General features: G+C 30.1%; 4 protein-coding genes. All 4 read left to right on the forward strand.

The annotated features are described in order from the left end of the window. Positions 1 to 923: protein-disulfide reductase DsbD family protein (locus AB1Z17_RS06470; RefSeq protein WP_368050981.1), on the forward strand; the 923-nt coding region annotated here is incomplete at its 5' end. 4 nt (positions 924 to 927) lie between these two features. Beyond that, complete coding sequence (locus AB1Z17_RS06475; RefSeq protein WP_368050982.1) at positions 928 to 1,941, forward strand: thioredoxin-like domain-containing protein; 1,014 nt, start codon at positions 928 to 930, stop codon at positions 1,939 to 1,941. Positions 1,942 to 2,135: 194 nt separating this feature from the next. Further along, positions 2,136 to 3,674 carry an aminotransferase class V-fold PLP-dependent enzyme gene (locus AB1Z17_RS06480; protein WP_368050983.1) on the forward strand — a complete coding sequence of 513 codons (1,539 nt, stop codon included), beginning with the start codon at positions 2,136 to 2,138 and terminating at the stop codon, positions 3,672 to 3,674. A 208-nt stretch (positions 3,675 to 3,882) separates the two neighbouring features. Continuing rightward, positions 3,883 to 4,417 (forward strand): HupE/UreJ family protein (locus AB1Z17_RS06485; protein ID WP_368050984.1); only part of this gene is annotated, 535 nt, incomplete at its 3' end.

Raw genomic sequence — 4,417 nt, forward strand, 5'->3', positions numbered from 1 at the left:
TGGCAATTCCATTTGCATTGTTTGCAGCTTTTCCTGGTTGGTTAAATTCATTACCAAAATCTGGCGGCTGGTTAAATACAGTAAAAGTTGTTTTAGGATTTTTAGAATTAGCATTAGCATTTAAATTCTTATCAAATGCAGATTTAGTATTACAACTTCATTGGCTAGAACGTGAAGTCTTTTTAGCAATTTGGATTGCTATATTTGGTGCATTGGCATTTTATTTATTTGGAAAAATACAATTACCACACGATTCACCATTAACACATATTTCGGTTGGAAGACTAAGTTTAGGTTTGGTGGTATTGTCATTCACAATTTATATGATTCCAGGATTGTGGGGAGCGCCATTAAATTTAATTAGTGCATTTCCACCAGCACAACATTATAGCGAATCTCCTTATGGAGTAGGATTTACAAAACTCGGTGGAGGAACTGCCGCAAGTAACCATGGAGATTTACCAGAAGGCGCACACGTAATGGCACCGCATAATATTATTGCTTTTAACGATTATGAATTAGGACTGGCATATGCTAAAAAAGTGAACAAACCAGTAATGATAGATTTTACAGGACACGCTTGTGTAAACTGTAGAAAAATGGAGCAAAATGTATGGGCAAAAGATAAAATATTGCCAATTTTAAAGAATGATATTGTTTTAATATCTTTATACGTTGATGATAAAAGAAAATTACCAGACGGAGAAGAAATTGAGTCTAAATTACGACCAGGAAAAAAATTAAAATATATTGGGCAAAAATGGAGTGAATTTCAAACTATAAGATACCAAGCAAACGCACAACCATTTTATGTTTTAATGAACCATAATGAAGAAAATTTAATAGAACCGGCAGGTTATACTCCAGATGTAGATGAATACTACGCTTGGTTAAAAGAAGGAATCTCAAAATTTAATAAATAGAAGAATGAAAAAAATAGTAATAGTAGTAAGTGCAGTTTTATTGATGTTATCATGTAAACCAGAAGCACCAAAAGATTATGTAACATTATCTGGAACAATTACCAATCCAAATTCAGATTCTTTAATTGTTGCACAAAGACAAATATTAAAAACAATAAAAGTAAATGAAGATGGAACATTTTCTGACACCTTAAAGGTAGTTCCTGGAACATACGTTTTATTTGACGGTACAGAACAAACTAGAGTTTATTTAAAAAACGGGTTCGATTTAAACCTTTCAGCAAATAGTAACGAATTTGATGAAACATTAAACTATACAGGTAATGGTGCAGAGGAAAATAACTATTTAGCTGCAGTTGCCTTGTTGCAAGAATCAGTATTAGAGGATGAATCTATGTTTGAATTAGAAAAGCCGAAATTTGATGAAAAAGTTAAAGATATAGATTCTAAATTTCAAAATTTATTAGCTGATGCAAAAATTGTAGATACTGCTTTTGTTGCTACTCAAAAAAAACAAATTAGTGGATTAACTGGTTATTTGTCAGATTCTTACTCGGAAAAACAATATATGTTAACAGTTTTGGCTAAAGGAAAGCCATCTCCAAAGTTTGAAGGATATGAAAACTTCAAAGGAGGAACAACTTCATTAAACGATTTAAAAGGTAAATATGTTTATGTAGATGTTTGGGCAACATGGTGTGGACCTTGTAAAAGAGAAATTCCATTTTTAAAAGAAGTTGAAAAATCATACCACGGGAAAAACATTGAATTTGTAAGTATCTCTATAGATAAAGCTAAAGATCACGAAGCTTGGAAAACCATGGTTGCTGAAAAAGAATTAGGAGGTGTTCAATTATTTGCAGACAATGATTGGAATTCAGATTTTGTAAAAGAATATCAGATTAAAGGAATTCCTAGATTTCTTTTAATTGATCCTGATGGTAATATTGTAACTCCAGATGCCCCTAGACCATCATCAAAAGATTTAATAGCACTTTTTGATGAATTAAATATATAATAAAAATGAGATAGATTTTTATTTAATTGTATATCCATGTTCAGTCATATTCATAGTACGTCACCTTCAATTGGTCACTGAGCGGAGTCGAAGTGTTAGTGTTATGTGATTCTGAATCAAATTCAGAATGAGGAATTTTATAAAGTTATGGCTCTTTACGGAGATACAAATTATTAAACCTAATTTATAAAAAAATGAGTTTTTTATCGAACATATTTTCTAAAGAAAAACCAGAAATAAACACTATTGAAGGGGTTGAAAAACCTTCAGAACTAGAAGTTTATTTTCAACAGTTTAGAAAAAATATTGTAGGAATAAATCAATCTTTTGAATCGCCTTACGGAGAAAAAGAAATTATTTATACAGATTGGACAGCAAGTGGAAGATTGTATAGACCCATTGAAGAAAAACTATTGAATCAATTTGGACCTTTTGTTGCCAATACACATACCGAAACTTCCATAACAGGATCAGCAATGACTATGGCTTATCATAAAGCCAGAAACATTATTAAAAACCACGTAAACGCAAATGCAGATGATGTTTTAATAACTGATGGTACGGGAATGACAGGGGTTGTAAATAAATTTCAACGAATTTTAGGATTAAAAATTTCAGAAAATTTAAGGGAATATACAAATGTACCAGACCTGTTAAAACCGATTGTTTTTATTACACATATGGAACATCACTCTAACCAAACATCTTGGCTAGAAACTATTGCAGATGTTGAAATAATACCTTGTCAGGAGTCTGGTTTAATTTGTTTTGATAGTTTCGAAAAAATATTAGAACAGTATAAAGAAAGACCCATAAAAATTGCTTCAATTACAGCTTGTTCAAATGTTACAGGTATTCGAACAGATTATCATAAAATAGCAAAAATAATACACCAAAACGGAGGTTTATGTTTTGTAGATTTTGCGTGTTCAGCGCCTTATGTAGCAATTGATATGCATCCGGAAGACGAAGAAATGTATTTAGATGCAATTTTCTTTTCACCACACAAATTTTTGGGAGGCCCTGGAACTTCAGGAGTGCTTATATTTAATAAAAAATTATACAAAAATTTAATACCAGACAATCCTGGAGGAGGAACTGTAAATTACACAAATCCTTGGGGAGATCACGATTATGTAGATGATATTGAAACGCGCGAAGATGGTGGTACACCTGGATTTTTACAAACTATAAAAATTGCACTTTCCATTCAGTTAAAAGAACAAATGGGAATTGATAAAATTTTGGCAAGAGAACATGAAATTAATGAAATAGTTTTTGAAAAGCTATCTAAAATACCAAACCTTAAAATTTTAGCACCACAACATCAAGATAGATTAGGTATTTTTTCTTTTTTTATAGAAAATGCGCATTTTAATTTAATTGTAAAGTTGTTAAACGATCGTTTTGGAGTTCAAACTCGAGGTGGATGCTCTTGTGCGGGAACTTATGGTCACTTTTTATTACACGTAGATCAAAGCACTTCAAAAGGGATTGAAAAGAAAATTTTAGATGGTTGTATGGTAGAACGCCCAGGATGGATTCGTATGTCCATTCATCCAACAATTACAAATAAAGAAGTTTTGTTTGTATGTGAAAGCATAAAACAAGTAGCAGAGAATTACAAAGTATGGGGTGAAGATTATGAATACAATGCAGGTAAAAATGAATTTGTTCATAAAACGGCAACACCTATTGAAAATAAGATTGTAAATAATTGGTTTAACTCATAATTTATACCAAATTGAATTTGTAATATAGTCTAAATAAATAGATTTTTTTTGATTGGTTAAAGTTTAAAATTATTAAAATAGCCTAGTAATAGTATTAATTTTTAGAAAAAAGCAAGTAAAAAGGAAACGATTTATATAAGACATTATATATTTAAATTGGTATTATAGAATCAATTTTTTCTATATTTGAATCCATAAATTTTTTTAAATGGATTCGCTTATATTTTTTCTTAAAGAAGGCTTGTTTCACGTTTTAGATTGGAATGCTTATGACCATATTTTGTTTTTAGTAGCATTGGTTGTTGTATATGATTTTAAAAACTGGAAAAAAGTAATTTGGTTAATTACACTTTTTACAATTGGGCACACATTATCACTAATTTTAGCAACCTATAAAGTTGTATCCGTAGATACAAAATGGATAGAATTTCTAATTCCTGTAACTATTATTATTACCGCTGTAGTCAATATTTTATATGTTAAAAATACTACAAAACAGCTAAAAACAAGCACCAATTTGGTTTTTGCACTCTTTTTTGGTTTAATTCATGGTTTAGGTTTTTCGGGATATTTTAAAATGTTAATTGGAACTTCAGAAAGTAAGTTTATACCTTTATTAGAATTTGCGTTGGGAGTAGAAATTGCTCAAATAATTGTAGTATTAATAATATTAATTTTAGGCTTTATTTTTCAAACTTTTTTCAGATTTTCAAAAAGAGATTATGTGCTCATAATTTCATCAA

Origin of the sequence: Lutibacter sp., from assembly GCF_040883305.1 — a bacterium.
GTDB lineage: Bacteria > Bacteroidota > Bacteroidia > Flavobacteriales > Flavobacteriaceae > Lutibacter.

Coding starts and splice junctions, on each gene's coding strand:
- AB1Z17_RS06475 (WP_368050982.1), top strand. CDS start 928: ATGAAAAAAATAGTAATAGTAGTAAGTGCAGTTTTATTGATGTTATCA.
- AB1Z17_RS06480 (WP_368050983.1), top strand. CDS start 2,136: ATGAGTTTTTTATCGAACATATTTTCTAAAGAAAAACCAGAAATAAAC.